This is a genomic window from Enterobacter cloacae complex sp. IR5384 (assembly GCF_049237265.1).
Lineage (GTDB): Bacteria > Pseudomonadota > Gammaproteobacteria > Enterobacterales > Enterobacteriaceae > Enterobacter > Enterobacter cloacae.
In genome coordinates this window covers 1-26,180 of record NZ_JBMKHJ010000044.1, presented here as the reverse complement: position 1 = coordinate 26,180, position 26,180 = coordinate 1, and the positions used below count along the sequence as shown (strand labels likewise).

Genomic DNA, 26,180 nt, shown 5'->3' with positions numbered 1-26,180 from the left:
GAATTATGGCAATGCGTCTTAATGAAAATCTGGACGATAACGGCGAAATGCATGAAATCAACGTGACGCCGTTTATCGACGTTATGCTGGTTCTGCTGATTATCTTCATGGTTGCTGCGCCGCTGGCGACGGTCGACGTGAAGGTAAACCTGCCGGCCTCGTCCAGCCAGCCGCAGCCGCGCCCGGAAAAGCCCATCTATCTGTCGGTGAAAGCAGATAAATCGATGTTCCTCGGCAACGACCCGGTGACGGCTGACTCTGTCATCCCGGCGCTGGATCAGCTCACTGGCGGTAAGAAAGACACGACGGTCTTCTTCCGTGCGGATAAAACCGTTGATTACGAGACCATGATGAAGGTCATGGATACGCTGCATCAGGCGGGTTATCTGAAGATTGGGCTGGTCGGCGAAGAGAAAGCGGCCGCGAAATAACGAAGAAGCTGGCGAAAGCCGGCTTTTTTTATGCCTGTCGGGTTATTCGTGTTTGTTATCCGTCGACGCGGGAGAGAGGGCTGCCAGCGCGTCCTCGTCAAGCGCGACGCTGGTGACGTTTGAGGTACGATACTCGCCGTCGGACAGTTTGCGCGTCAGGCGCAGGGTCGCGGTTTCTCTGGCCAGCAGATACTGATAATTGGCCTCCAGACGCCCCAGAAGCTTCTCTTTCAGCTCGGGCCGTTGTTCGATGATGGCATTCATCGCGGCGCCGTAAATCTCTTCCTTGACCTGTAAGGGATAAATCTCGCGGCGGTTCTGCCATTTCAGGCGCACCAGCGTCGCCGGAATGGAAACCAGATCCTGGGTAATACGCGTCATCTCGGCGTTTTTGGTGTTACGCAAAGCCTCGAGATTTTGCTTTAAGATAAATTCGTCACTTTTTTTCTCATCTAAAGTCAAATAGACATCGTTATCTTTAACGTCTTTCACATTAATCTTCCCCCAGGTTATAAAAAATAGGGTTGTTTTTTTCTCGCGTAATTAGATTAAGCCAAATTTCATTGCCCGCTTCATTTATTTCTTTGGTCTTTTCGGCCATTATTTGACTTAGTTTCTGGGCATCTATTTCGCCTTCTGCCTGCAGGTCATTCAACAGGTGGACAAAGGCTTCAATTTTGATGGCGCGAAATAAGCGATCCTTTATATGACGATCGTGCTCTTCCAGCAACATATTACGGGATTTGCCGCTACGGGAAACACCAATTAATATGTCTGGTTCAAAATCAGCGAGCTTTCTTTTTCCCTGAGTGAAATTAGCCTCTTTTTCTGCTTCCGTCGGTTGCTGTTCCACAGGCGTGATGTGGTACTTAGCCGGGACGAGATAGTCGGGCAACATTTTTTAATTTCCTTTAATTTCAACAAGGTGGGGAAGATAAAGGCGTGAGATTCGTTGACAATATCATGAGGCAATTTTAAAATCAAAAAAAATGGAGCCAACCCATGAACAGCATCTTTTTTACGGTCATTACATTACTATTACTGACCGCTGGTGTTCTTTTATTGATGCAGGAGTTCAATAAAACGAAAGAGTCGAAAGACACCAGTGAAATCCCACAGCCTGAACTGATGACTAAAGAGGAAGGTGAAGACCATTTCTCTGTTTTGATGAACTCGGTGACGCCGGTTTGGTATTGGCGGGTGAACCATGAATATATCGACTTTTTGCACGCGACAATAAAGCGGATGAAAATGTCGGAAATTAATGACACGCCGGGCCTGTTTGAAGCGCAGCGTCGCTGCAGTGACCTGAATTCAGCGGTCTATAAATATTACGACAATATCAAAAAGCGCTGTCTGAATGGTGAGAAGGTCTCGTATTCCGATTTAGACGTATTAAACCTGCGTCAGTGCTTTCGCGAGTTCAGCCTGGAAGCCTATCCGGAGCTGGTGGTGCTGGTCTGGCCGGAGTATGCGCGCCCTGAGGTGGATCCTGACAACGTGTAATGGTTAGTTGTTGCAAACAGTTAGCGCCGTTGCGATATACTGAGTGCTGGTTTCGTTTGCAGACAGGACTTTATGGAACGCTTCTTTGAAAACGCTATGTACGCCTCGCGCTGGATACTGGCACCCGTCTATTTTGGCCTTTCGCTGGCGCTGATTGCGCTCACGATTAAGTTCTTCCAGGAAATCTTGCATGTTCTGCCGAACATCTTTTCCATTGCCGAAGCAGATTTGATTCTGGTTCTGCTGTCACTGGTGGATATGACGCTGGTGGGGGGCTTACTGGTGATGGTGATGTTCTCTGGCTATGAGAATTTTGTCTCCCAGCTTGATATCGACGCGCGTAAAGAAAAGCTGAGCTGGCTGGGCAAAATGGATGCCACGTCGCTGAAGAATAAAGTGGCCGCCTCGATTGTGGCGATCTCCTCCATTCACCTGTTACGCGTGTTCATGGACGCAAAGAATGTCCCGGACAACAAACTGATGTGGTATGTCATTATCCATCTCACGTTTGTGCTTTCGGCGTTTGTGATGGGGTATCTGGATAAGATTAGCAAGAAGTAATTTCCTTCTTAACCACCCTCTCCCTGTGGGAGAGGGCGGGGGTGAGGGGGAACATACGGCTGTGGAGGTCATTCCGTTCACTTTATGTTCCTTGCTACTCTGTAACAACATGACCCGTGAACGTGCCAGGGCTGCTCAATCGCCGCTTCGCGGTGCCTTCGGCTTATTCCTTCCGGCTTATCGGGGACGGGTGGATGTAACGTCCCTGTAAAGCCGCCCTCTCGGCGCATCCATGCGCCTCGCCCCGGCCTGCAGGAAACGCCTCAGCGATTTACAGCCGGACCAGGGCATCGCTGAATGTTCTCAGTCATTCTGAGAGCAGCGTTATCGCTTATGGTAAAAAATTACTGGGGAACCCTCCGCCCTGTGGGAGAGGGCAACAGACCGCACTATTTATCCGACGACGCCTGCCACAGATTCAACTCTCCATCCGCAACATGCTTATCAATACGTATCAGCTCCTCTTCGCTAAAGCGCAGGTTTTTCAGCGCCTGAACGTTCTCTTCCAGCTGTTCCGGGCGGCTCGCACCAATCAGCACGGACGTTACGCGCTCATCTTTCAGCAGCCAGCTTAGCGCCATCTGCGCCATTGTCTGACCACGTGCCTGTGCCATCTCATTAAGCAAGCGCAGACTGTTCAGATTGGCTTCGGTCAGCATCTTCTGCGTCAGCCCGCGCACTTTATTCCCCTCGCGCTGCATCCGCGAACCTTCAGGAATACCGTTGAGGTATTTTCCGGTCAGCAACCCCTGCGCCAGCGGAGTAAACGCAATACAGCCGGTACCGTTTTGTTTTAGCGTCTCCAGCAGGCCGGTTTTATCCACCCAGCGGTTAAGCAGGTTGTACGACGGCTGATGGATGAGCAGTGGGATTTTCCATTCGCGAAGCAGGTCAGCCATTTTCTGCGTGCGCGCCGTTGAATAGGACGAAATTCCGACATACAGCGCTTTACCGCTCTGCACCGCATGGGCCAGCGCGGCAGCGGTCTCTTCCATCGGCGTGTTCTCGTCCACGCGATGGGAATAGAAAATATCCACATATTCCAGACCCATACGCTTCAGGCTCTGGTCGAGGCTGGCGAGCAGATATTTGCGCGAGCCGCCCGAACCATACGGCCCCGGCCACATGTCGTAACCCGCTTTGGTGGAGATAATCAGCTCGTCGCGACAGGCGGCAAAATCCTCCCGCAGCAGGCGACCAAAGTTCTCTTCCGCGCTCCCCGCAGGCGGGCCGTAGTTATTGGCAAGATCGAAATGGGTGATACCGAGGTCGAAGGCTTTACGCAGCAGCGCACGCTGGGTGTCGAGCGGCTGAACGTGGCCGAAGCTATGCCACAGGCCAAGCGACAGCGCAGGCAGGCGCAGCCCGCTTTTGCCACAGTAGCGGTACTGCATATTTTCATAACGGCCGGGGTTAGGGTGCCAGGACATGATGTCTCCTTTCTTATCGATGAATTTTCGAAACAGCGTTTTCATTCTTTGATTATCAAACCATAAATCTGCTCGTGAAGCGATGTCGCGGCGGGAAAGGCCTCTAAGCGTTAATCGGTGCTGTGGTACCTGTGAAGCCACGCTAACGAAAAATAGTTACAAAAGGTTATAATTTCCGCGATTCCTGCCGATAACGAGAGTAGTACTCGCCTCTGGGCGAACTCACCCTCACGGCAAGGAACACTTATGAACATGCTCCGTAATTTCACGATCCGTTTCGTCATGCTGACGATCCTGGGGATCTTTTGTTTAATGTGGGCAGGCGTTGGACTCTACAGCACCTGGTCCCTCTCTCGCGTTTCGGATGGCAATGAAGTCGATCGCCAGCTGGTGAAACAGATGACCATACTCAGCCAGGGCAACGATCAGTATTTCCGCTTTGTCACCCGACTGAGCCGCGCGATGGAAGTCAAAGCCGCTGGCGGTACGCCGGATCTGGCCTCCGCCCAGCAGGCGCTGGATAACATGGGCAAAAAACTGGCCGAGATGAAAGCGATCTCTCCGGGTCCGATGGATGAACAGGTCTCCTCCCGGGTGATCGGCACCTGGCAGGCGCTGCTCGAGCAGGGCGTTACGCCACAAATGCAGCAGGCGAAGCTGGGTGCGCTGGATGGTTATCGCCAGCAGGCTAATAACGTCACGCCACAGCTGAGCCGTGCGTTTGGTGCAGCCGCTGAGGAGTTCAATAACGCCGCTGCGAAGGCCCTCGACAGTACCCGCGTAGTGGTGGATGGCCTGACCAGCATGACCCGCACGGTGATTATTGCCGCCACCGTGATTGGTCTGCTGATCCTGCTCTTTAGCGACCGTTACCTGGTGGCGATGCTGGTGAAACCGCTGGACCGAATTCGTCAGCAGTTCCGCCAGATTGCGCAGGGCGATCTCAGCCAGCCCATTGAACCGTTTGGTCGTAACTGTGTGGGACAGCTGGTGCCGTTGCTGAGTGCCATGCAGGACAGCCTGCGCGAGGCGGTCAGCACGATCCGCGCGGGCAGTGAAAATATCTGGCGCGGGGCGACCGAGATCTCCAGCGGTAACAACGATCTCTCCTCCCGTACCGAAGAGCAGGCTGCCGCGCTGGAAGAGACAGCAGCCAGCATGGAGCAACTCACTGCCACCGTGAAGCTGAACGCCGAAAGCGCACGTCAGGCAAGCCAGCTGGCGGATGTGGCATCGACCACGGCCAGCCGCGGTGGCTCGCTGGTGGAGGAGGTGGTGACCACCATGAGCGGTATTTCCGACAGCTCGAAGAAAATTGCTGAAATCACCACCGTGATTAACAGTATCGCCTTCCAGACCAATATCCTGGCGCTCAACGCAGCAGTGGAAGCGGCGCGAGCGGGTGAGCAAGGCCGTGGCTTTGCCGTGGTGGCAGGTGAGGTGCGTAATCTGGCCAGCCGCAGCGCCAACGCGGCGAAAGAGATTGAAGGGCTGATTGCCGATTCCGTCGCTCGCGTCGGGCAGGGGGCTCAACTGGTGAACGACACGGGGACCACCATGGAAGCGATTCTGCGCGATGTAACGGAAGTGACCACCATCATGAAGCAGATTGCGTCAGCCTCTGAGGAGCAAAGCAAAGGCATTTCCCAGGTCGGGGTTGCCATTACGCAGATGGACGGTGTGACCCAGCAAAACGCCTCGCTGGTGGAGCAGGTCTCCGCCGCGGCAGCGGCACTTGAGCGGCAGACCGAAGAGCTTCAGCGTTCGGTGCAGAAGTTCCGCCTCACGGCATAACATGTAAAGGCCGCCTCGTGCGGCCTTTCACCGGATTGTTCTCAGGAATGTGGTGGCAAGTTTTCACTCAGTGGGCGACGGACAGGGGAATTTCAACGCTATTATTTGTTGTCAAAAATCGTTTCGGGAATATGCTTTCAAAAACCGACAAGCGAGGCAATAAATGGACACGTTGCTTTTACCCGGCCAGAACCCCCGTGCCTGGGCAGAAACTATGATCAACCTGGAGGCCAGGAAACTGGTTAATACGGCCAATACGGTAGCGGCTATGCATCTTCAGGATGGTTTTATCCGGATTCAGTTTGTAGATGAGATCAGGGCATTCATCATGGCTCAATTTGAGGCCGCACGCCGGGCAAAAACGGATGATGACTGTATGGCCTGTCTGCAGGCATTGCGTGCTGAGAATACCAGTCTGCTTGAACAGTCCCGTGCTCTTAAAACCGGCTATGCAAAACTCTATGCCGAGGTGAAGGTTGTCCGGGACGAGAACAAAATTGTGGGCTACATCATCTCGGCTGTTGACGTGGTGGTAGCAGGGGCGGCTATCTTTGGCGGGATCGTCATGATGTCTTCCATGACGCCGGTGGGCGTGGTGGCCGGTGCCGTGATTGTTGTTAACGGGCTTAACACTATTTCACGTGAGGCCGCACACAACCTCCTCGGTGATAAGCAAACGGAGGGAATTTTCGCTGACGGCTCGATGGAGGTCGCAGAATTCCTGGGCTTCAGCCGGCAGCAAGGGCTGGGGACCTATAAGGCTGTCACGCTCTTCAGTGAAGTCTACGGCGCGTATGGTCTGAGGCTGAAACCCGAAGCACAACGGCTGTGGTACTGGACCAGGCCCGATTTCTTCAGGAAAGTATCTGATACGCCACGTCCCGCGATGGCGCTTAAAATTGCGGGATGGGGTGTTAAAGCCAAAGTGGCGCTTGATTTACTGACTATCGAGCCTGCCGGGAAATAGTCTTTTGCAGGCGGAATGCTTTCCAGCCCAGAACTGGTGGAAAGGTCACCCAGGCGATGATCAGGACAACAAGGGAACTCATGCCCCCGGAAAGAATGTGTGTCCGGCTGCCGATGATAAGGGTGACCAGCATAACCAGAACCAGCGCGACCGTGACCCATACCGAAACTCGGAAGCGCCGTGAGAGCGCATCGATGAGATGCTGCATTGTGCCTCCGGCTGCTGTGAGTCGGCCCTGTAAATTGTCTACTTCGCTTTTGCTGAAACCCGCCTCAAGCAGGTCTTTCTCACTGATAGCCATCACGTCCTCCCTAATCAGGCGAAAGTATACTGTATCAGACCAATAATCCCCAGGTGACCAGCGTAAGCAAAATAAAAGAAATTACGGAGAATGGACGCTGAAAACTTACCGAAGAAAGTTCAGTACATAAGGAAACCGCAAGCAGGGGGCTACCCGTAACGATTGCGGCAATACTTCCTGTTTCTCAATCGGAACCGAGAGAATATAAAAACCCAGCGTAATAGCTGGGTTTCTTTATCATATCGGTTTGAAATGCAGAACCACGGCGTTTATCAGTGCGTCGCTTCACCAATCAGCGCGCCTGAACCCGCACCCACAGCGGCACCTTTCAGCACGCTGTTGCCCGTCACGGCAGCGGCACCTGCACCAACAACAGCGCCTACGGCACCGCCTTTACGCGCGGCTTTACCTTTGTCACCGTTTTTGAACATCGCACCCGTGCCTGCACCCACGACCGCGCCGCCTACGGTGGCTTTCAGATCTTTACCTGTGGCCGCCCCAATCGCCGCGCCTGCTACCGCACCGGCGGCGGTTTTATCCATCGCCATACCTGAGGTAGAAAAAAGAAGGATGCTGATCACCAGCGCTGTATTGATTGATTTCATAACAAATCCTTTGTGACTGCTGTCGGTTGAAACGTCGCTTCTCGCCGTCTGGCTGGAGAAAAACGTCCGCATAGTGCCAGTAATACCGGCCCAACCCTTAAGCTAATCATGCCCTGGGCAAGGATTTGCCTGGCCGGGCGGTTACCCGCCCGGCAGCGCATCACGCCTGACGCTTATCTTCGGTTTTGGTTTCGAAGTCGCTCGCCGCGTGGCGTTCGTGGAGTTGCTCGTTAAGCTCACCGTTGGTGCGATTCACAATCCGTCCGCGCTTCACGGCAGGGCGGTTCGCTACGTCTTTTGCCCAGCGCTGGACGTTGGTGTACTTCTCTGCGTCCAGGAACTCGGCGGCGTTGTAGACGCTGCCCAGCGCCACGCAGCCAAACCACGGCCAGACCGCCATATCGGCGATGGTGTATTCTTCACCCGCCACGTAACGGCCGCGGGCGAGCTGTTTATCCAGTACGTCGAACAGGCGCTTGGCTTCCATCGTGAAGCGGTCAATCGCGTACTCGATCTTCACTGGCGCATAGTTGTAGAAATGGCCGAAACCGCCACCGAGGAACGGGGCCGCGCCCTGCAGCCAGAACAGCCAGTTCAGGGTTTCCGTGCGGCCAGCCGGATCTTTTGGCAGGAAATGCCCGAACTTCTCTGCCAGATAGAGCAGGATGTTTCCGGATTCAAATACGCGCGTTGGCGGGGTGGTGGAGTGGTCACGAAGCGCCGGTATTTTCGAGTTCGGGTTCACCTCAACAAAGCCACTGGAGAACTGATCGCCTTCACCGATGCGGATCAGCCACGCGTCGTACTCCGCGCCCGTTACGCCCAGCGCCAGCAGCTCTTCGAGCATAATTGTCACTTTCTGGCCGTTCGGCGTGCCCAGGGAGTAAAGCTGCAGCGGATGCGAACCGACGGGCAGATCTTTCTCATGCGTGGCACCAGAAACAGGACGGTTGATGTTGGCGAACGCCCCGCCGCCGTTCTTTTTCCATTCCCACACTTTGGGTGGCTGATAGGTATTTTCGTCTGACATGTTGGCCTGCCTTTTTTGTGATGTGTTGAGGCAGTGTAGCAGGAGATGAATAGACCGTTTAACGAACTGAGCGCAAAGGTCAGGGGAGGTGTATGATAACCCTACCTCTGTCAGGTTAATTACAACGTGCAGACGACGACAACCCTTCCAAAAATTGCCGCCTGCCTGTTTTAGGTTGGATACATGCGTAAAGGAAAGTTAAGCAGTGATGCGCCATTCGGGACGTTGTTAGGCTATGCGCCCGGTGGCGTGGCGATTTACTCTTCAAATTACGGCAGTCTGGACCCGCGTAAGTACCCGCAAGACGCGGATTTCCGCAGCTATATCGGCAACGAATACATGGGCCACAAGTGGCAGTGTGTAGAGTTCGCCCGCCGTTTTCTGTTCCTCAACTATGGCTTTGTGTTTACCGATGTCGGGATGGCGTGGGAGATCTTCTCCCTGCGTTTTTTGCGCCAGGTGGTGAACGATAATATTCTGCCGTTACAGGCTTTTGCCAACGGCTCGAAACGCGCGCCGCAGGCCGGGGCGCTGCTCATCTGGCAAAAGGGCGGCGAGTTTCATGAAACCGGCCATGTCGCGGTAATCACCCAGCTTTTGGATGGCAAGGTCCGCATTGCCGAGCAGAATGTTATTCACTCCCCGCTTCCGCTCGGACAGCAGTGGACCCGCGAACTGCGCATGACCGTTGAGAACGGCTGTTACACGCTTCATGACACCTTCAGCGATACCGAAATCCTTGGCTGGATGATCCAGACGGACGACACGGAGCACAGCATTCCCCAGCCCGAACCTGACGGCGAACTGCTGAAAATCAGCGGTGCGCGGTTGAAGAATAAACGTCAATACGACGGAAAATGGCTCAACGAAAATGACGCCCTGCAGCAGGCCTACATACGTGCCAACGGCCACGTTATTAATAACGATCCCTGCCACTATTTCACGATTACCGAAAGCGCGGAACAGGAGCTGATTAAAGCGACCAATGAACTGCATCTGATGTACCTGCATGCCACCGACAAAGTGCTGAAAGATGATAACTTACTGGCGCTTTTCGACATCCCCAAAATCCTCTGGCCGCGCCTGCGTCTCTCCTGGCAGTGGCGTCGCCACCATATGATCACTGGTCGTATGGATTTCTGTATGGATGAGCGCGGCATTAAGGTTTACGAGTACAACGCCGATTCTGCCTCCTGCCATACCGAGGGCGGCTTAATTCTGGAAGAGTGGGTCAAAAACGGTTATCGCGGCAATGGGCACAACCCGGCAGAAGGTTTGCTGGAGGAGTTGACCGGCGCGTGGAAACACAGCCATGCGCGTCCGTTCGTGCACATCATGCAGGACAACGATGTCGAAGAGGATTATCACGCGCTCTTCATTCAGCGCTCGCTGCTGCAGGCCGGGTTTGACACCAAAATTCTGCACGGTCTGGGCGCGCTGAGCTGGGATGCTGCCGGGCAGTTAATCGACGACGAAGGTCGCCACGTCAACTGCGTGTGGAAAACCTGGGCGTGGGAGACGGCAATCGAGCAGATCCGGGAGGTCAGCGAAACCGAATACGCTGCCGTGCCGATCCGCACCGGCCACCCGGCAGGCGAGGTGCGGCTGATTGACGTCCTGCTGCGCCCGGAAGTGCTGGTGTTTGAACCGCTGTGGACGGTGATCCCAGGCAATAAGGCGATCCTGCCGGTGCTGTGGCAGCTGTTCCCGAACCACCGCTACCTGCTCGATACCGATTTTGAGATTAACGAACTGCTGAAGCAGACCGGTTATGCCGTCAAACCCATTGCCGGCCGTTGCGGCAGCAATATCGATCTGATCAGCGCCCAGGATGAACTGCTGGATAAATCCAGCGGCAAGTTTGTCGATCGCAAGAATATCTACCAGCAGCTGTGGTGTTTGCCGAAGGTGGACGGCAAATATATTCAGGTCTGTACCTTTACCGTGGGCGGGAATTACGGCGGAACCTGCCTGCGTGGGGATGAAACGCTGGTGGTGAAAAAAGATAGCGATATTGAACCGCTGATTGTGGTGAAGGATAAGTAACCGGGCAGAATCAGCATCCGCAGGGAGAACCTGCGGATGCCTGAGGTTTATTCCTCGTCCTGCTGACTGATTTTCAAATCAATGATGCGACCGATCTGGTCATGATAGACCGTCAGTAAATTGTACTGGCTCATCTCTGAGATGATTTGCGGCGTCACGTTAAAGCTGCGGGCCAGCTCGTCGTGCTTAAGCGTTGCAGGGCGGTGATGTCGTCTTGCATGCGCGCGGCGGCGATTATATTGATACCACAGGATCAGCAGCCAGCCGTTTAGCGCGGCAATCAGCAAATAAATCAGCACCGTCTTAAAGGAGGCAATAATCACGCCCCAGCGGTAGTCGCTCTCGTTGGTTATCTGCATCCACAGGTTGGCATAGAGGAAAAAGAGAAATCCTCCCCAGGCCAGCAGGGTTAACGCTGCATCAAACAGCCGGGGCACCAGCCGATGTTCAGTCAGGATTAACGTGTTTTCGTTCATTGAATACTCCCTTTACCTCTGTCCGGACTGATCCAGCGCGCGCGTGAGCGCTGGCGTTTAAGCATGACCTTTGGGAAGGCGACGAGGGTGGTGAACAGGCCGATCATCCAGTACACCATCGGAAACCAGATGATCCAGAAAAGCGAACTCGCCACGTTACGTTCATAGCGTCGCTCGATATACAAACTGACGAGGAACTGCAGCAGGCACATCACCCCCAGCAGGAGCCCGGTGAATTCCGGCGGGAACAGGCTCGTGACGGTCAGGTTGGCAGGAAGCGGCGTGAGGGAGCTGATGATAAATAACAGCACCGTCACCGCATACGCAAACGCCCACAGCGTTGACAGGGCGTACTCTAAAAACAGCGGCCACATGCGATGATGCTCCCAGCGCACGATCTTGCGAAGATTGACCAGAAACACCTCCGCGCCGCCCTGAGCCCAGCGCAGGCGCTGTTTCCACAGCCCTTTTAGCGTCTCCGGCATCAGGATCCAGCACAGCGCCCGCGGCTCGAAAAAAATATCCCAGTGGCGAAGCTGAAGCTTCCAGCTGATGTCGATATCTTCGGTGATCATATCCGGGCTCCAGTATCCCACGTCCGCCAGCGCCTGACGGCGAAAGGCCGCGATGACGCCAGAGACGGTAAAGACCCGGCCATAGATCCGCTGCGTGCGTTTGATGAGCCCTATGATGGAGGAGAATTCGCCCACCTGAATGCGGCCAATCAACGTGGAGCGCGTGCGAATACGCGGGTTCCCGGTCACGGCGCCCACGTGGGGGTAGTGGATCAGCGGGGCAACCAGATAAGCGGCGGTATCGCGATCGAGCAGGGCATCGCCATCAATACAGACCAGAAGGTCTCCCCGGGCCGCCGCTGCGCCCGCTTTCAGCGCCACGGCTTTCCCCTGATTTTCCGCCAGATGAATGACGCGCAGACGCGGCTGCTCCTGCGCCAGCTGTTGCAGCACCTGCGCGGTGTTATCGGAAGAACCATCGTTGATGGCGATGACCTCGATATTCGGGTAACGCTGGGCCAGCGCGGCACCGATCGTCTCCCGGGCGTTGCGTTCCTCATTGAAACAGGGAATGAGGATCGAAATTAACGGATCGCCCTCTAACGTCGGGGCGGGTGTTTTTCTGTTCCATGACCAGTGTCGTTCAAGCTGAAACCAGAAATAGAGCCCCCCGGTGATCCAGAATACGGACATGAACAGGGGCCAGAAGAAGACAAAATCCAGAATCAGTTCGCCGGTAAAGAGGGCGGCCACGCCTAATGGCAACCCAAATACCAGGCACAAAATTGAGAAAGCGATAAGGCGATCAGTCATTGTCAGGATACCAGTACGAAGAGAATTCAGGCCTGATACGGGAAAGATCAGGTTGGTTATGGATGAAATCGTCGGGGTAGTAACCGTAATGTTTGCTGCCGTTAAGCTGGAGCACGCGCATCCACTCCGCCAGGCGACTATCGGGTACGGCGCGTTGCGGTGTCTGCGCCCAGTCACGGGCCTGCAGCTCAAAAATGGTTTTATTCAGCGCGCCGGGGCGAGTTGCGACGGTCTTAACCAGGCGCGTTAGCCAGGCGTTGCTCTCGTCTGCCGGGACGGACTCCATCAGCGGCATGGCCATCGGCACCGTCCAGTCATACTCCGCCAGGAAGTCATCAAGATTCTGCGCAAACCACGCCTCGCTCGCCGGGTCGAGGATCGGCAGGGCGAACATATTGCGCGCGGTTTTTATCTGCGGACCGCGGATATGCTTCACCGCCAGGCTCAGGGCGTGGGTAAACCCGATTAGCGTCTGGCTTTTCTGGCGCGTTGTCTGCTGCCCGGCATCATCCTGATCCGTCAGCACCGCATCGTCATGGAACAAGATCCCATTGAAGCTGGCATAGCGGGCCAGATCTTCATAGATTTCGGTCACCTGCTGTCGAACCTGCGGATCCCACGGCGAAAGCCGGGTATAGGGCTCGGTGGCGACGCGTACCTGGCCCGTTTGCCGATCCCGACGCTGCACGCGCGGCAGTGCAGGGGAGAGATCGAACGAGAGAACCGGCATCCACGCGTAGACTTTTACGCCCGCGCGGGTTTGCAGTTGCCAGGCGACAAAGTTAAAGAGATCGGCACGCACGGGCAGCCGACGGTTGGGGAAGTAGAGCGCGTTAATCGTGCCGTTGCCGAGGGGATCGGAAAATGCCTGCAGGAAAACATGGCTGATTTTCATGTCGTAGACCCGCTGGATCAGCGTATTGATGTTTTTGGTCTGCTGAGCCGGATCGGGGTCATAAACGTAATCCAGATCGACATGCATCACGCGCACAGGGTCGGTCTCCTGAATCTGCGCGATGCTGCTGGCAAAGGCTTTAAGCGAGGGATTCCCGGAGATTAACAGGCGCGGTATGTTGTCCAGGTGACGCACATCTGCCAGCCCGTCCTCAAGGGTAAAGGCCAGCTGATAACCCTGCTGTCTGGCAATGGCGAGCGACGTGCCGTTGGCAGCACCGTAGGGCCACACCCAGGCACGCGGCGCTTTGCCCGTCACCTGCGCGATTTTTTCGGTGACTTTCCGCACGTCATCGCCGATGCGCTGGCTGAACTGCTGGTCAGTTTCGTAACGCCCTGTCGCGTTATCGTAAAAGCGGCTGGCAATAGCCGGTTCGCGGCTTCCCTGTGGATTGGCCGGTATACCGTAATGCGAAGCCCAGGTATGCGATCCGATCTCAATCAGCGGGGACTGGCTTAACTCGCGCACCATGTCCCACGTCGCGAAACGGTCCCGGGGCGTCATCAAACCGCCAAAATTCACGTTTTGATGTGCTGGCGTATCCACCCAACTGCCAACAGGGGCCCACAGCGCCGGCACATTCCATGCCTGGATCAACGGCCAGACGCGGGTATAAAAACTGCTGTAGCCGTCATCAAAACTGAGCAGAAAGGCCTTTGGCGGCAGCGTTTTTTTACCGTCGTGGGCATTCAGAATATCCTGCACGCTGATGGCGTTATACCCGTTATGCACAAGCCAGCTTATCTGCTCGTTTAAGGCGCTGGTCCGCACGGAGAGATAGCGCTGATCGGCGGCGTCATCTTCCACATCGTGATAGGCCAGCACGAGAAAGTGATTCTTCGGCCAGGGTTTACTGGCTTCCGGCTGAGGTCTCTCGTTGGGCGAAATAAACGAAATGGCCTGGGCACAGACGCTCGCGCTGAGGCATAACCAGCCGATGATGAGCAGGCCCACAGGAAAACGAATGGTCAACATATTCATCCTTAAAACCGTAAAGTCGCATCGAAAGTGACGGCGAGATTGCTTTCTCGTTTGCCGTCGTAAGGGCGCTTATCCCAGTTCAACATCACGCCGGTATCCACGACGTTGTTCCATTGAACGCGTTGCCCGTAGCCGAGCAGGGTGATGGCGCCAGCAGACTGATTTTTCTGCCAGTATCCTCCGGCTCCGGCGACCAGTTGCTGGCTCCAGAGGGTGTCGTAATAGCGGTACAACTGATGATCGACGGACAACGCAGCCGTCGCGGACAGATCCCGCTCGGGGTTGTAATAGAGCGTATCCCGCTGGCTATTCGCGCTGGCGGAGATGCCCGGTTCAAGATCCAGCGTCAGGGTCGGCGTTTGCCAGAGCCGCTCCTTGCCGGTGAGGGTGTACTCTTGTCGGCGGTTATGGTCGGAAAAATGGCTGATGGCGGCGCTGAGCTGGTACTCACGACGCTCGTTCTGATACCAGCGCACCCAGCCTTCTGCGCGGTCTGCACGGATCCCATTGCGTAACGCCCGCAACGGCGTGGTGCGTGACAGCCGTTCAAGGCTGCCGCCAGATTGCCAGCGATCGTTCAGGCTGTACTGACCGGAGAGGCGAGCGCCAGGCGTGTGGGTGCCGTGATAACGGTTGCCGGAGAGCTCCGCTTCAAGCCAGATATCCCGTGACCGCCATTCGACGCCGCCGACCAGATGGCGGCTGGTGCCTTTGCCTTCGTCAAAATTGCCCTCGGCAAAGCGGGTGCCGCCAAACAGTCGCCAGTTATCAGCGACTGGTGGGCCATAGAGCGTGGCGTCCCAGTTCAGATCGTGTGTCCCGCTGACCGGGTTGTCGGAGTGCAATCCCTTGCCTGCGTTCAGACGCAGTTCAGACATATGATGCACATTTCTGAGCCTGTCCAGGCGCTGGACGCTGCGATCACGTGGCGCACGGGCGAGCACGTCGTCGGTCAGGAGTTCCATTTGTCGCCACTCCTGCAGATCCATCGCGACATAAGCCTGCTGCAGCTCCAGCTCTGTATTTGACGGCTCCAGTACCTCCGCCATTTTGAGCTTTTGCTCTGCCGCCCGTGGCAGGCCACGAGCCTGAAGCAGGGCGGCATAATCAATCTGTAGCCCCAGGTTGCCGGGTGCCGTGGCAGCCAGACGGTGCGCCACGGCTTCTGCTTGCGGCAGGGCATGGGTTGCCAGCAAATACTGAAACGTGAGCGACTGGCCGATAAGCCATTGATCGTTGGGCTGGGCGGTTGGCGAGCCGTAATCGTAGCGAGCCCAGGGAACGTTGCGGGTTATCTGCGTAAGATAGTGACGGGCGGCCTGATACTGACCGGTGTCCAGATATGCATAGAAAAGCTGATGTTCTTCATCCTGCGGGTTACGCGCATAGTCAGGATACTTTTGCAGGAGTGCCAGGGCTGCATCGGCGTTTTGCTCCTGCAGATACGCAGAGATCACCCAGCCGATTGCCCAGCCCGGCACCGGATGGTGAGCTGACGTCAGCGCGCGATATTCAGCGATCGCCTGCGGGTAATCACCATGCGCATATAGCGCGCCAAGACGGTCGACGCGGGCGCGAATGATATCTTCTGCCGCCTGCGGTTCGTGTTGCCAGCGGGCAAGCAGGGCGTCATAGCGATTCAGTGCGGCTTGCGCGAGACGCAGGCGCTCTTTTTCCGTCCGCCCAGGCGCATCGGCAAGGCGTACCTGTTCGGCGGCGGCGTTAAGTTCAAGCTGGCGCCGTTGTGCGGGCGGCAGAGAAATCCCCTGTGACAGCCGCAGGGCAGGCGTACTGACCCGGTTATCGTTCAGGGCGTCGACGAGCGCCCTGAGCAGTACGTGATTCTCGGGGGCGCTCTTCAGGGCGCGGGTGTCCGCTAATAGACGATCCCAGCTTTTCCCCTGGCGTAAGTACACATAGGCGAGCGTCTCAAGGTTTATCTGGCTGGGGTGCGCTGTTACCCGTTTTTGCGCTTCCTGCAGGGCCAGCCGATCCATGCGGGCATCGGCCAGGGTTTTGATATACCCGATACGGTAGTCGTCGTTCTCCGGTGCAAGGCTACAGGCCTGCTTCCAGAGCGCGAGCGCAGATTGCCACTGCTTTTGATTTCTCCTGGATTGCGCGGCTGCGGCCACTCCCCGGGCGGGCAGGGGCATATAAACGTGATAACGCAACCACACCTCAATAACCTCATCATCGCGTCCCGCCCAGGAGGCAACCTGCAGCCAGTCTGCCACTTGTTCTGGCGTCAGAGCATGCTGTTGTTGATAACGCTGCAGGTAATGGAGAAACGAAGTGTAATTACCATTGCGCGCCTGCTGAATCTGTTGTTCATATACGGATTCGGCAGCCTGAACCAGAATGGGAAACAGTAATAGCAGACACAATAATTTTGGAACGCGGTAAAAGAATAAAGTATTGAAGCGAAGTGATCTTTCCATATCTATTTGCCATTTGTTTATCATAAATCCATTGCGCAACACGGCCGCCTTTATACGTAGCGTTAAAGGCCATAAATGAGAGCGTAAAATGTGAATGCAGTTACGTTATGAGGTACTTACTTAAAGGTAATTATGGATCCTTATCGTTATGGACCAGTGAAAGGTAATGTACACCTGATATGTTGACGGATAAATATGTTGAAAAGCCGGGTTGTTGTTTTGAGATAATTCTGTATCCGGGTGATTTTTATGATTATTTTTAACGGAGTCTATATTTGTAATGCGTTGATATATAATGTATTTATTTTTATTGTGACGTTTTTGTTTATATTTTTAATGCGGCTTTGGTGCATAAATTAAAGTACTTTCTGGTGCATGTTTGGGAAGTTTCGTGACAAAAATTCTTAATATCTTGAGAGGTGACTTTTCTGCGATTGTTTTTTACTTATAATTAATAGCAGACATTGAGTGATAGTCTATGGGAAGTCTTACAAATCAATGTACGTGTCGAGGGATGATCAAAGCCAGAATACATTTATCGTTCATGTAAAAGCGCTATAAAACGAAGGCGTCTTCTTTCTGAAGGGTCGTTCTTGCTTTAATCTAAAAGGGATGGTTAGTGGCAACTTCAATAGTGTTAGTGACACAGGATCGCTACCTCGTCAGAGGAATGAGGATATTTTTTCCGGATATTATCCTGCTGGACTCGATTGACAGAAAGATATTTGATAACAGTGCAGATGAATATTCTGTGCTGATTGACAGCCGTTCACCGCTCCGTCTGTATGATTATCTGATACGCCATCCGGCCAGAACGAGAAAAACAATCGGCTGCGTCATGCTCGATATGCGGCACCGGGAGGAGAATCAGCTCAGCATGAGGATGTTTATGAATACTGCGCTTCCGGTGGCTGACATGGCGTCGTTGTTTAATCTGGTGCTGAATATGAAAGGCAGGCGCCTGACGACCAAATGGCTGCTTAACTTACGGTTGAGTACCCATGAAGCGATTATGCTGCGGTTGCTCAGGGCGGGCATGTCGATGGAAGAGGTGGCGGAGGAACTGAACACCTCGATTAAAAGCCTCTACCGGACGCGAACGGCGCTCTCTGAACGACTGGGGGCGGAGAATTTTAACGAGGCGTGTTTGTTTATCTTTAAAAACAAACTGCTGGATGGAGATGGGAACGATCCCTGATTGGGTCATAGGCCAAAAAAAACCGCCACGAAGGCCGGGTCGACGTAGCGCAACCCGGCACTTCAGCGTTGATATCAATCAGAACGACCAGCGCAGATTAGCGTTAACCGAGTTGACGCGGGTATCGGCACCATATTGCCCCTGATAGCCCACATCCAGCGTCGCAGCACGCGACAGTTGTACGCTCACGCCGATATCACCCACCATCACGTCCTCATCCACGGCCTGACCCTGGGTAATGAACGCGTCGCTGCCCGCAAATGCCATACGCGAAGAGGTATTCTTATCGCCATAGGCGTGCTGCCAGCCCAACGAACCGTAGAGGTTAACGTTCTTCGGCAACCCGGTCACACCGCGCACCCCGAGGGTGGAATAGAAGGTGTTCATCGTTTCGTTACGTACGCTCAGCGCGGCGGCACCGCCGTCTTCCCTGAAACTGTCGGTATGCAGTCGAATCCAGGAGAGGTTAACAAAGGGCTCGACATTCATCTCTGGCTGGCCAAAGCGGTAGCCCGCTTCGGTGAACGCCAGCAGCGAGTTGGCGTCGTAATCAGACTTCAGCCGATCCGAGAAGCCGCTGAAATCAACATTGCGCTCGCCTTCGATCTTGTGCCAGGTGTAACCCAGTGCGCCGCGAAGGGAGAACGCATCCTGTTGACCCGCTGCATACAGGCCGAGGTGATAGTTGTCGGTATCTGTTGAGGAACGACGGCTGTCGACGTCGTAATCACCGCGGCTGTAGCCGAAGTAACCACCGACACGTACGTTATGATCCGCCAGCTTACGATCTGCCCCCAGCAGGAAACCGGTGGTGTTGCCGTCCAGCTTGCCCACGTTACCGTCGCCGCTGTTTCGGCTCCAGGAGCTGAAGGTCTGGCCCCATACGCCATTGTTTTGCGGCTCCGGCTGCTGCACCAGCGACATCGCTAACGGTGGTATCGGCAGGCTGTCGTTATCAAACGCGCGCTGCATACGCTGGTTTAACACGTTAAACACCTGCGTGCTGCCGGCTATCAGGTTGGATTGTATTGACGGATAAACTTCTCCGGACAGCTGGTTAAACGCCTCGCGCGCTTCCGGTGCGCTCAGCACCAGTAGCGAGTTATACAGCGCCAGCGACGGGCCGCTTTGCGTGAGCGTGGAGAGCGCGCCGGCGGTATTCCACTGGTTGCTGCTCTTTGCCACGGTCTGGAAAATCCCTGGCTTGCCGCTGCCGGGGTTTTCTCCTCCCGGGTTCTCACCACCCGGGTTTTCACCACCCGGGTTTTCACCGCCGGGGTTTTCTCCTCCCGGGTTCTCACCACCCGGGTTTTCACCGCCCGGGTTTTCACCTCCAGGATTCTCGCCGCCGGTCTCTTTCTGCGCAATGGTCAGATCGACGGCGTCGGTGCTCTGCTTAAGCGCCACGTCCAGGAAGGCGGATTTGGAAATCGCTCCGGCGAACTGGCCGTCAATACCCCCGTTCGAGGTTAAAATGCGATAGCTTTGGCCCGTTTTGTAGCTGGTTTGCGGATCCAGCGCGGTGACCTGTACCTTAGCCTGATTGCTGATGGTGGTTTTGCCCGATACCAGCAGTTGGTCACTGCGGCCATCTCCCGCGATATCAACGTCATAGAAGGATTCGCCGATAAAATTCAGATAACGTTTCAGCGTCAGCGTGCCGATATCGCCATCCCCTGGTGAGATATGCCCGCCGGACAGGATCTCAGTCTGGCCCAACGTGCCGTTCCCCCCCAGCGTGCCACCGGCCTTGATTGACGCGGCGCTACTGTAACCTTGTCCGTTGTTAACGTCGGATCCCGCCGTTGCGTTGAGGATCAGCGTACCGCCGTTCTCGGCGCTAAGGGTCTGAATTTCAAAAATATCGTCTTCTGACTGGGTGTTGATGTTGCTGGCAATAATGACTTTGCCACCGCGCGCGGTCACGTTCGCCTGAAGCGCTGAAAGATCGCCGTTCAGCGTTGTCTGCCCGGAGGTATTTATCACCTCACCTTCGCCGCTCATCTTGTTGCTGAAGATGTAATTTTCGTCGGTATGGTTGAAATAGACATAACTGCCGAATAGCCCGCCACGCAGGCTGATTGCCGTCTTCGCATCGAGGGTACCCGCGCCGCCTGCCGTACCAAGCGTTGGCTCAGTTATACCCGTGCCGGTGTCCATGTTGCCGCGGCTGCCGATGATGAGCGCCCCCCGGTTCGAACCGGAGCCCGATGTCCCTACAATCAGCGCATTGCTGCCTGCGGAAAATGAACCGCCGTCAATAACCGACAGCACGCCATTGCCATAATCGCCCACGCTAACGCTGCTGTCGCTGGTAAAGCGCGAGTCTTTGCCTGCAATGACCAGCTCGGCGGTTTTTCCGGCCCCGGAGACGCCCGCCACCTGCACGCCGCCAACGTTAACCGCTCCGCCGTTCAGCACGTCCAGGTCGCCATTAAGCGTCAGCGTACGGCCAACATTCCACTGTGAGCCGCTCCCCGTGACGGTGGCTTTCGGGCTCAGTGTGTCGGTTTCATCTGGCCCGGTACCATTGCCGATGCGCGCATCGTAGGTGGTATTGAGCGCGGCGCCGTCCTCAATCGCCAGCGTGGAGCGTGCGCCCAGATCGGTACCTACGCTAAGGAAATTACTGGTTACGCGAGATCCGGCGCCCGTGGCGATAAGGTGGCTGTCGTAGCCGCGGGTGGTGCCGACAACTATCTCTTTCGCGCTCGCCAGCGCGCCCTGTTCGACTCGCAGGGTGCCGAGGCCAAGATTCAGGTCGCCGCGCAGGACGTACTGATCGTTCACCGCGTTAAGCTCAGCGTTTGGCCCACGGACTGTGACCACGCTTTCATAAATTTGGCCGTCGAACAGCCGACCGATATTGATGTTATAGGCGGTGATTTTGCCATTATCGATTAGCAGGTTTCCGCGTTGATTGCGTCCAACGTAAACGTCTCCGGTGTAACCCAGCGTTTCGGTAATACGTGAGTCGCCATCAAAAATGGCATCGGCTGCACGCGCGAAATCGGCAGGTGAAAGCAGTAACAGCGGCGCGGAAAATAGAGCGAGGTAAAGCCTGGAAAGCGGCGTCTTTACCGCTAAAGAATGCGATGTAGAGTTATTCACAGGGTATCTCCGTACTCATTAGCGTGATGTCTGGAAAATCGGTTTTATATGAAAAATGCGATACGACAGAAAAAGTAAAAGGCGTAATATGTGTACGCCTTTTGATGTGAAGTTAATTATTTATGGGTGACCACAGGTGTACAGGTTGGCGCGCTCAGCGTCGGGGCGGATCCTAAAATCCCTGGCATCATCATCGATGAGCAATCGAAAATACGCCCTTTTTCCGTCGTAGCGCGATAAGACAGCTTTTGCCCTCCCAGTGCATCCGGTTGGGCGCCATTAACATTGGTTACGGTTATTTCATCCGATGAGCCCAGCCCCAGCATTTTAGCGGTTTCCGCCTGCAGAAGTGGAATGGCCTGATCGGTTTTTAGCGTGGAACAACCGGCTAGCATCAACGTAACGGTTAAAAAGAGTAGTGGTTTTTTCATAAATTATCCTTTATATCCAATCAGTTAATTTCGCTGATTGTATTTATGTTTTCTATTACTCAAATCTGCGAATAATATATTTCCCTTTCCTAATCGAAAAAACCCTCCTAAAGTAGGGTGGGTAGATAATAATTCATCCGTACTCTCTAATATGCGAAGGTAAAAGGAGGATCCTTTGGGGCAGAATTATGCGTTGGTCGTTGATGACCATCCATTGGTAGCAAGCGGTATCGCCAATTTTCTGATTACACATTGCCGATTTAAGCAGGCGAGTGTGGTGACGAATGAGGATGATTGCTACCGTCAAATTAGGGATAATGGCCCGCCACGTTTGCTGGTAATCGATTTTTGGCTCTCGTCCGGTACCGCGTTGAAATTACTCAAAGAAGTAAAACAACTTTACCCACAGGTAAGGCTCCTGGTGGTTAGTGGGGATGACAATAACGATATCTGGCAGAAAGTTCACGCCGCCGGGGGGCACGGTTTCGTATTGAAAAGCGAGCCACCTGAAATGTTTTCACGGGCCGTTTTTGCCCTCACTGATAATCTCACCTGGTTTCCTGAGGGAAACGAATTTTCCGTTGAGTCGAATAATGAGAAGTTAAGTAAATTTAACTTAACGCCGCGACAAATAGACGTGTTAAATATGATTATGCGTGGCCTGCCAAATAAAAGAATTGCCGCGCAACTTTCTATTTCTGAGCCTACAGTCAAAGAGCACATCAGCAATATATTGAAAAAGATAGGAGTTAACAGTCGGGTCGAAGCCATCACGCTTCTGCATGGCAAACGGGAACCGTCGGAATGAGATTTTTACAGAGCTTACAGAACGCTGGCATCTCTCCTCCCGCGCAGATCCGTTTGCTAAATAATACCTTTTTGCGGCTGGTGTTCAGTTTCAGCGCTGTCCCTTTCGTCGGTATTCCTTTCGCCATCTGGATTAATTTGCTGGGCGATGAACTCGGCCCAACCATTCCCTGGATAATTATTTACCTGCTATGTGCCGTGGCGATCCGAATATTGCACCGACGCTACCAGCGCGAAGCGAAAGAGCATGATGAAGCAGACGTCCTGCGCCGCTGGCTGCCGCGTATAAATAAGATCGCTTTTATTCACGGGCTGGGGATTTCATCTCTCTATTTAATTACGCCGCAGACGCAGAACTTTGACTTTTTCCTGCTCCTCAATATCAGTATTGCCGCCATCGTTGCCGCCAATGCGACGCATCTGACGCCGGTCATCAGCACCTTTACATGCTTTTTCTTCGCCTCCTGGGGTGTACTGAATCTTGGCATTATCTGGCGGCTGGACGATCTGATGTTCATTGTGCTGATGTTGAACCTGCTGTACGGCTTCGCCATTTACCGCCATGCATTAACATCGCACGCGTTCTTTATTCAGCAGGCGCTGCTTGAGGAAAAAAGCTCACGCCTGGCAGAACAGTTTCGCCAGGCCAAAGAGGAAGCTGAGCAGGCGCTGCTGGATAAAAATCAGTTCCTGACGACCGCCAGCCACGACCTGCGCCAACCGGTACACGCCATGGGGTTTCTGATCGAAGCGATTATCCACCGAAACCAGGACGACAGCCTCACGCCCCAACTGCTTGATCTGCAGCAGAGCGTCCGCTCGGTGCATTTGATGTTCAATTCCCTCCTTGACCTCAGCAAGATTGAATCCGGGAATGTGCTTACTGCCCCTGCCAGAGTGGACATCGGCGCGCTGCTCGACTCGGTGATCACGCTGTTTCGCGAAGAGGCCAACAGCCGTGCACTCAGGCTGCGCACCTGGCGGCCTAAACGCCGCATCTACGTGATGGGCGATCCGCTGCTGGTGCGACAATCGCTCATTAACCTTATTCAAAATGCCCTCCGCTACACACTACAGGGCGGCGTGCTGGTCGCCATCCGACCACGTGGTGACAGGTGTATGGTGGAGGTGTGGGACACAGGTGTCGGTATTGCCGATGACGAGAAAGGTAAAATCTTCTCACCTTACTATCGCCCCGAACTGGCCTGAAAGATCGACAGTGCAGGACACGGGCTGGGTCTGGCCGTCGTTGCCCGCTGTGCCAAGCTGATGAAGGTGAAGTACGGGATGCAATCCATTGAAGGTAAAGGTTCACGCTTCTGGATGTGCTTTACCCAATATGCTGGCGAAGAGATCGCGCCGGAGATGCCACCCGCCTATGACAACATCGCCACGCCGGTACGCTATGCGCCGCTGCACGGTTCCTGTCTGGTGGTTGATGACGACCCGCTGGTGACGTCTGCCTGGGAGAGCCTGATGAGCATCTGGGGAATCAACGTGCGCTGTGCGGCCTCCGCTGAAGAAGCGTTCGCTATCATCGACGATGGCTTCACGCCGTTCGCCGTGCTGTGCGACCAGCGTCTGCGCTCCGGCGAAAGCGGCTTCGACATCCTGAAAGCGCTATTTGAACGTCTGCCGGACATGAGTGGCGCGATGGTCAGCGGCGAATTTAATTCGCCGGTTCTGCTGGAGGCGGAGCAGGAAGGGTACATGGTGCTACGTAAGCCTCTGGAGCCGGCTAAACTGCATGCGCTGCTGACACAGTGGTCGGGGAGTCGTGGATAGAAGGGCGTGTAGAAGTATTGATTTTTTGCGGGTTCCAAATTACTTACCGATTTGATTTCTTTCGAAAATTCTTTTGTTATTTATTGTGAAGTCCCAGAGAGTGGGTCTTATTTCATTTTATAAAACATAAAGGTGAATATTAATAAGTAGAAATCCTTTCGATTCGATTCCTTTAGAATCGTTGTAATGACATCTGCGTTACGCATGTTGTATACTTAATACCCAATGAAACACAGGAGGACAACACCATGCCAGCTGCAAACACTATGGCGATGAAACGCGAAACCCTGAACCTGCGTATCAGGCCTGCCGAGCGAGATCTTATCGATCGGGCGGCGAAAGCGAGAGGGAAAAACCGCACTGACTTTGTGCTGGAAGCAGCCCGCGCTGCTGCGGAAGAGGCACTGATCGAACAACGCATCATAATGGCCGATCCAGAGGCTTATCAGGAATTTCTGGCTCGTCTGGATCAGGCTCCAGCACCTAATGCCACACTGCGTAAAACTATGCAGACCCCTGCGCCGTGGGAGCGGGAAAAATGATCTCTGCCCCAGAGCCCCTTCACGCCGGTCATATGCTTACTCCATTTTGCTGTGGTGTGGATTCGATGGATAACTGGCTGAAGCAGCGGGCGATGAAAAATCAGGTCAGTGGTGCATCCCGTACCTTTGTCTGTTGTGGCAACGATTCTAACGTTCTGGCTTATTACTCGCTGGCATCCAGTGCGGTCATGACGAATACCGCACCCGGTCGCTTTCGTCGCAATATGCCCGATCCCATCCCGGTTGTTGTGCTGGGACGCCTGGCGGTAGATCAGTCTCTGCATGGGCAGGGCGTTGGTCGGGCACTGGTACGCGACGCCGGGCTGCGGGTGATCCAGGTGGCGGAGACCATCGGCATTCGCGGAATGCTGGTTCATGCGCTGTCGGATGAAGCGCGGGAATTTTATCTGCGGGTGGGGTTTGAGCCATCGCCAATGGATCCGATGATATTGATGGTGACGTTGGGGGATTTGATGGCGAGTATTTAGCAGATATACAGAACTCTTTAGTATTGAATAAAGAGCTCTATGCCTACTATCCCAACCTCGATTCGCCCTTTATTTACCGTTCCCTTCAATCACAAAACCGACTTCACGGAACTCGCGGATAACTGCGAGCGTTTTAGGGAAGCGCCATGATCCTGTGCCGAAACGTTAAAAGCACCGCGTTGGCTAAGAACATAAAGTAGGAAGCATTGAGCTGTTAGACTGGCTCAAAAGCAAAAACCCGCCTTTTGGGCGGGTTCTTTAAATAGTGGTGCCGGACTCGGAATCGACTTTATCAGTTAACTTATTGAATTTTATTGTTTATTTTTTGTTTGATTGTTTTTGTGCCCTCATTTGTACCCTCAGTCCTTTTTGGTGCTGGATTGGGGGATTCAAACTCAGGAACGAGCGGGTAACATCGAAGGAAAATGCTTCGCGACAATGTCGTTCATTTTATCAAGCAGTTCTGGCCTTTTGAAGCTGATATGCGCTGTTCCCTTCTGAAAGTACTTAATAGTAAACATCTCATCCTCATAATGATTGCCGTGCCTATTTTCATGGATATGGTCTCCCAGTCGACGGGTAACATCGTCGCGGTTGTCGGGGACAGGTTTTCCATCGAGAAGCATCAGCATGCGCTCAAGGTCAGCCAGGCGATCACGCTGCCACCCCCAGTTCAAACCAAATCCCCACCGGTCATATTTGACCAGTCCCGTCACGATGATTTTCCCGCCAAACCTACAAGGGCTGTTTGTCTTAAAATTCCAGCTCAGACCTTTAAACACGTTAATCACGCCACGTTCAAAAACTTCACCTTTATTCAGATGTAATTGTTTAAAAGTGCTAAGGATATTTTCTTCGCTGTGAATCGCCACGGATAATCTAGACACTTCCGAGCCGTTGATAATACTGGTTTTCATATTCTGTCGGTGACATCTGTTCGCTAGAACCATGCCGACGCTTACTGTT

22 protein-coding genes and 2 pseudogenes are annotated in these 26,180 nt (G+C 54.2%); 11 read left to right on the top strand and 13 right to left on the bottom strand.

What is annotated here, in order from left to right:
* Positions 1–5: 5 nt before the first annotated feature.
* Positions 6–431 (top strand): TonB system transport protein ExbD, encoded by a 426-nt coding sequence (gene exbD, locus ACOTX3_RS23315; protein WP_014833267.1) that lies wholly within the window; start codon positions 6–8, stop codon positions 429–431.
* Between the two features lie 42 nt (positions 432–473).
* Here the strand turns inward: exbD and ACOTX3_RS23310 are convergent, their stop codons facing one another.
* Together ACOTX3_RS23310 and ACOTX3_RS23305 are read right to left on the bottom strand one after the other, a co-directional pair.
* Positions 474–923 (bottom strand): hypothetical protein, encoded by a 450-nt coding sequence (locus tag ACOTX3_RS23310; RefSeq protein WP_058678468.1) that lies wholly within the window; start codon positions 921–923, stop codon positions 474–476.
* Between the two features lies 1 nt (position 924).
* A complete protein-coding gene (locus ACOTX3_RS23305; protein WP_013098709.1) occupies positions 925–1,329 on the bottom strand; it encodes a hypothetical protein in 405 nt (134 codons plus the stop codon).
* Positions 1,330–1,433: 104 nt separating this feature from the next.
* Between ACOTX3_RS23305 and ACOTX3_RS23300 the strand changes: the two genes are divergently transcribed.
* Entirely contained in the window at positions 1,434–1,937 is a 504-nt protein-coding gene (locus tag ACOTX3_RS23300) for an ESA_00282 family adhesion-associated protein (RefSeq protein ID WP_058678470.1), read from the top strand.
* Positions 1,938–2,009: 72 nt separating this feature from the next.
* Entirely contained in the window at positions 2,010–2,498 is a 489-nt protein-coding gene (locus ACOTX3_RS23295) for a TIGR00645 family protein (RefSeq protein ID WP_013098707.1), read from the top strand.
* A gap of 389 nt (positions 2,499–2,887) precedes the next feature.
* Here the strand turns inward: ACOTX3_RS23295 and ACOTX3_RS23290 are convergent, their stop codons facing one another.
* Positions 2,888–3,928: an aldo/keto reductase gene (locus ACOTX3_RS23290; protein ID WP_023622102.1), complete on the bottom strand. Its 1,041-nt coding sequence runs from the start codon at positions 3,926–3,928 to the stop codon at positions 2,888–2,890.
* A 246-nt stretch (positions 3,929–4,174) separates the two neighbouring features.
* Between ACOTX3_RS23290 and ACOTX3_RS23285 the strand changes: the two genes are divergently transcribed.
* A complete protein-coding gene (locus tag ACOTX3_RS23285; RefSeq protein WP_038420576.1) occupies positions 4,175–5,722 on the top strand; it encodes a methyl-accepting chemotaxis protein in 1,548 nt (515 codons plus the stop codon).
* 328 nt (positions 5,723–6,050) lie between these two features.
* Positions 6,051–6,689 carry a DUF4225 domain-containing protein gene (locus tag ACOTX3_RS23280; RefSeq protein WP_224787910.1) on the top strand — a complete coding sequence of 213 codons (639 nt, stop codon included), beginning with the start codon at positions 6,051–6,053 and terminating at the stop codon, positions 6,687–6,689.
* Here the strand turns inward: ACOTX3_RS23280 and ACOTX3_RS23275 are convergent.
* From ACOTX3_RS23275 to yghU, 3 genes are all read right to left on the bottom strand, one after another.
* A complete protein-coding gene (locus ACOTX3_RS23275) occupies positions 6,667–6,990 on the bottom strand; it encodes a hypothetical protein (RefSeq protein WP_038420575.1) in 324 nt (107 codons plus the stop codon). The two genes, ACOTX3_RS23280 and ACOTX3_RS23275, sit on opposite strands and share 23 nt — an antisense overlap.
* A 272-nt stretch (positions 6,991–7,262) precedes the next feature.
* The gene (locus tag ACOTX3_RS23270) at positions 7,263–7,595 is read right to left on the bottom strand and encodes a glycine zipper domain-containing protein (protein WP_058678472.1); all 333 of its coding nucleotides are present in this window, start codon (positions 7,593–7,595) and stop codon (positions 7,263–7,265) included.
* A 160-nt stretch (positions 7,596–7,755) separates the two neighbouring features.
* Entirely contained in the window at positions 7,756–8,625 is an 870-nt protein-coding gene (gene yghU / locus ACOTX3_RS23265) for a glutathione-dependent disulfide-bond oxidoreductase (RefSeq protein WP_013098701.1), read from the bottom strand.
* Positions 8,626–8,808: 183 nt separating this feature from the next.
* On the opposite strand from yghU, the gene gss reads away from it, so the two are divergent.
* Positions 8,809–10,671 carry a bifunctional glutathionylspermidine amidase/synthase gene (gss, locus tag ACOTX3_RS23260; protein WP_058660956.1) on the top strand — a complete coding sequence of 621 codons (1,863 nt, stop codon included), beginning with the start codon at positions 8,809–8,811 and terminating at the stop codon, positions 10,669–10,671.
* Between the two features lie 47 nt (positions 10,672–10,718).
* Here the strand turns inward: gss and pgaD are convergent, their stop codons facing one another.
* From pgaD to pgaA, 4 genes are read right to left on the bottom strand one after another with little or no spacing between them, the layout of a single operon-like run.
* Complete coding sequence (gene pgaD, locus ACOTX3_RS23255; protein WP_038420574.1) at positions 10,719–11,147, bottom strand: poly-beta-1,6-N-acetyl-D-glucosamine biosynthesis protein PgaD; 429 nt, start codon at positions 11,145–11,147, stop codon at positions 10,719–10,721.
* The gene (gene pgaC, locus ACOTX3_RS23250; protein WP_029882960.1) at positions 11,144–12,475 is read right to left on the bottom strand and encodes a poly-beta-1,6-N-acetyl-D-glucosamine synthase; all 1,332 of its coding nucleotides are present in this window, start codon (positions 12,473–12,475) and stop codon (positions 11,144–11,146) included. Before pgaC ends, pgaD begins: the two co-directional genes overlap by 4 nt.
* Entirely contained in the window at positions 12,468–14,405 is a 1,938-nt protein-coding gene (gene pgaB, locus ACOTX3_RS23245; RefSeq protein WP_058678474.1) for a poly-beta-1,6-N-acetyl-D-glucosamine N-deacetylase PgaB, read from the bottom strand. The genes pgaC and pgaB overlap by 8 nt, the downstream gene beginning before the upstream one ends.
* 8 nt (positions 14,406–14,413) lie before the next feature.
* Positions 14,414–16,852 (bottom strand): poly-beta-1,6 N-acetyl-D-glucosamine export porin PgaA, encoded by a 2,439-nt coding sequence (gene pgaA / locus ACOTX3_RS23240; RefSeq protein WP_127869236.1) that lies wholly within the window; start codon positions 16,850–16,852, stop codon positions 14,414–14,416.
* Positions 16,853–17,522: 670 nt separating this feature from the next.
* On the opposite strand from pgaA, the gene ACOTX3_RS23235 reads away from it, so the two are divergent.
* Complete coding sequence (locus ACOTX3_RS23235; protein ID WP_045902695.1) at positions 17,523–18,050, top strand: LuxR C-terminal-related transcriptional regulator; 528 nt, start codon at positions 17,523–17,525, stop codon at positions 18,048–18,050.
* Between the two features lie 78 nt (positions 18,051–18,128).
* On the opposite strand, the gene ACOTX3_RS23230 is transcribed toward ACOTX3_RS23235, so the two are convergent.
* Both ACOTX3_RS23230 and ACOTX3_RS23225 read right to left on the bottom strand, forming a co-directional pair.
* The gene (locus ACOTX3_RS23230) at positions 18,129–21,161 is read right to left on the bottom strand and encodes an autotransporter outer membrane beta-barrel domain-containing protein (RefSeq protein WP_127869237.1); all 3,033 of its coding nucleotides are present in this window, start codon (positions 21,159–21,161) and stop codon (positions 18,129–18,131) included.
* Positions 21,162–21,277: 116 nt separating this feature from the next.
* Positions 21,278–21,592 carry a lipoprotein gene (locus tag ACOTX3_RS23225; RefSeq protein ID WP_013098694.1) on the bottom strand — a complete coding sequence of 105 codons (315 nt, stop codon included), beginning with the start codon at positions 21,590–21,592 and terminating at the stop codon, positions 21,278–21,280.
* Between the two features lie 175 nt (positions 21,593–21,767).
* On the opposite strand from ACOTX3_RS23225, the gene ACOTX3_RS23220 reads away from it, so the two are divergent.
* The 4 genes and pseudogenes from ACOTX3_RS23220 to ACOTX3_RS23205 all read left to right on the top strand — a co-directional run bounded on the left by ACOTX3_RS23220 (position 21,768) and on the right by ACOTX3_RS23205 (position 25,214).
* The gene (locus ACOTX3_RS23220; protein WP_013098693.1) at positions 21,768–22,400 is read left to right on the top strand and encodes a response regulator transcription factor; all 633 of its coding nucleotides are present in this window, start codon (positions 21,768–21,770) and stop codon (positions 22,398–22,400) included.
* Positions 22,397–24,184 (top strand): annotated as a pseudogene (locus ACOTX3_RS23215) (ATP-binding protein). The gene ACOTX3_RS23220 and the pseudogene ACOTX3_RS23215 overlap by 4 nt, the downstream one beginning before the upstream one ends.
* Before the next feature lie 248 nt (positions 24,185–24,432).
* Positions 24,433–24,726, top strand: coding sequence for a DUF1778 domain-containing protein (locus ACOTX3_RS23210; RefSeq protein ID WP_029882966.1), 294 nt, complete (start codon positions 24,433–24,435; stop codon positions 24,724–24,726).
* A complete protein-coding gene (locus ACOTX3_RS23205; protein WP_058660963.1) occupies positions 24,723–25,214 on the top strand; it encodes a GNAT family N-acetyltransferase in 492 nt (163 codons plus the stop codon). The genes ACOTX3_RS23210 and ACOTX3_RS23205 overlap by 4 nt, the downstream gene beginning before the upstream one ends.
* Positions 25,215–25,609: 395 nt before the next feature.
* On the opposite strand, the pseudogene ACOTX3_RS23200 reads toward ACOTX3_RS23205, so the two are convergent.
* Positions 25,610–26,074, bottom strand: a pseudogene (locus tag ACOTX3_RS23200) (DUF4942 domain-containing protein); the annotation flags it as partial.
* Positions 26,075–26,180: the final 106 nt, after the last annotated feature.

Excerpts from the sequence above, each read along its gene's own strand:
- pgaC (WP_029882960.1), bottom strand. The coding sequence starts at position 12,475 with ATGACTGATCGCCTTATCGCTTTCTCAATTTTGTGCCTGGTATTTGGG.
- ACOTX3_RS23275 (WP_038420575.1), bottom strand. The coding sequence starts at position 6,990 with ATGGCTATCAGTGAGAAAGACCTGCTTGAGGCGGGTTTCAGCAAAAGC.
- ACOTX3_RS23210 (WP_029882966.1), top strand. The coding sequence starts at position 24,433 with ATGCCAGCTGCAAACACTATGGCGATGAAACGCGAAACCCTGAACCTG.
- ACOTX3_RS23290 (WP_023622102.1), bottom strand. The coding sequence starts at position 3,928 with ATGTCCTGGCACCCTAACCCCGGCCGTTATGAAAATATGCAGTACCGC.
- pgaD (WP_038420574.1), bottom strand. The coding sequence starts at position 11,147 with ATGAACGAAAACACGTTAATCCTGACTGAACATCGGCTGGTGCCCCGG.
- ACOTX3_RS23205 (WP_058660963.1), top strand. The coding sequence starts at position 24,723 with ATGATCTCTGCCCCAGAGCCCCTTCACGCCGGTCATATGCTTACTCCA.
- ACOTX3_RS23225 (WP_013098694.1), bottom strand. The coding sequence starts at position 21,592 with ATGAAAAAACCACTACTCTTTTTAACCGTTACGTTGATGCTAGCCGGT.
- ACOTX3_RS23300 (WP_058678470.1), top strand. The coding sequence starts at position 1,434 with ATGAACAGCATCTTTTTTACGGTCATTACATTACTATTACTGACCGCT.
- gss (WP_058660956.1), top strand. The coding sequence starts at position 8,809 with ATGCGTAAAGGAAAGTTAAGCAGTGATGCGCCATTCGGGACGTTGTTA.
- ACOTX3_RS23235 (WP_045902695.1), top strand. The coding sequence starts at position 17,523 with ATGAGGATATTTTTTCCGGATATTATCCTGCTGGACTCGATTGACAGA.
- ACOTX3_RS23285 (WP_038420576.1), top strand. The coding sequence starts at position 4,175 with ATGAACATGCTCCGTAATTTCACGATCCGTTTCGTCATGCTGACGATC.
- exbD (WP_014833267.1), top strand. The coding sequence starts at position 6 with ATGGCAATGCGTCTTAATGAAAATCTGGACGATAACGGCGAAATGCAT.
- ACOTX3_RS23270 (WP_058678472.1), bottom strand. The coding sequence starts at position 7,595 with ATGAAATCAATCAATACAGCGCTGGTGATCAGCATCCTTCTTTTTTCT.
- pgaB (WP_058678474.1), bottom strand. The coding sequence starts at position 14,405 with ATGTTGACCATTCGTTTTCCTGTGGGCCTGCTCATCATCGGCTGGTTA.
- ACOTX3_RS23305 (WP_013098709.1), bottom strand. The coding sequence starts at position 1,329 with ATGTTGCCCGACTATCTCGTCCCGGCTAAGTACCACATCACGCCTGTG.
- ACOTX3_RS23280 (WP_224787910.1), top strand. The coding sequence starts at position 6,051 with ATGGCTCAATTTGAGGCCGCACGCCGGGCAAAAACGGATGATGACTGT.
- pgaA (WP_127869236.1), bottom strand. The coding sequence starts at position 16,852 with ATGGAAAGATCACTTCGCTTCAATACTTTATTCTTTTACCGCGTTCCA.
- yghU (WP_013098701.1), bottom strand. The coding sequence starts at position 8,625 with ATGTCAGACGAAAATACCTATCAGCCACCCAAAGTGTGGGAATGGAAA.
- ACOTX3_RS23295 (WP_013098707.1), top strand. The coding sequence starts at position 2,010 with ATGGAACGCTTCTTTGAAAACGCTATGTACGCCTCGCGCTGGATACTG.